Here is a 522-nt window from a genome sequence, read left to right as displayed (position 1 = left end):
TAGTTGTTTGGTTATAAAATGATGGTTGCAATATAATGGCTTTTAATTAAAGTGTACTTTATACACACCTAAATAAAAAAGGTTGCAAACCTTTGTTGTGCAACCTTATGTTGTAAATGTAGATTATTTTTTCTTTTTTGGTTTTGTTTCTTTCTTTTTTATGTAAGTATCATCAAACAAACAATCCATACCACGCCTGTTGCCGCAACTTCCTTTTTCTTTTACAACAATGGTATTTTCTTCAAAACTAAAGTCAACAGAACATGGGTCGCCGCCTTCTGTGTAAACACCATGTGTTGCATCTTTTAAACGCAATGTTCCCTTTAATTCTCCTGTGCAATTGCCGTCTTTCTTTTCAAAATGAATAAAGAAGTGATAAGTGTTGGCATCTCTTCCGTCTCTTACAGAAATAAAATTTTTACTATCCTTTACATAATTGCCACTCAACTTATTTTTTCTTGGTAAAGTATCAATCGGGTCTATAACTTGTGTTTTCTTAGGGTCTTCATTTCCATCATTAAA

At 32.2% G+C, this 522-nt stretch carries 1 protein-coding gene; it reads right to left on the bottom strand.

Annotated elements, in window-relative coordinates:
- Positions 1–123 precede the first annotated feature (123 nt).
- On the bottom strand, positions 124–522 hold a 399-nt coding region (locus E3E36_RS11510), incomplete at its 5' end, for a hypothetical protein (protein WP_206203644.1).

The organism is Thermococcus sp. M36 (genome assembly GCF_012027355.1).
GTDB lineage: Archaea > Methanobacteriota_B > Thermococci > Thermococcales > Thermococcaceae > Thermococcus.
Note: the sequence above shows the minus strand (reverse complement) of the source record. Positions and strands in the feature narration are given on the sequence as shown.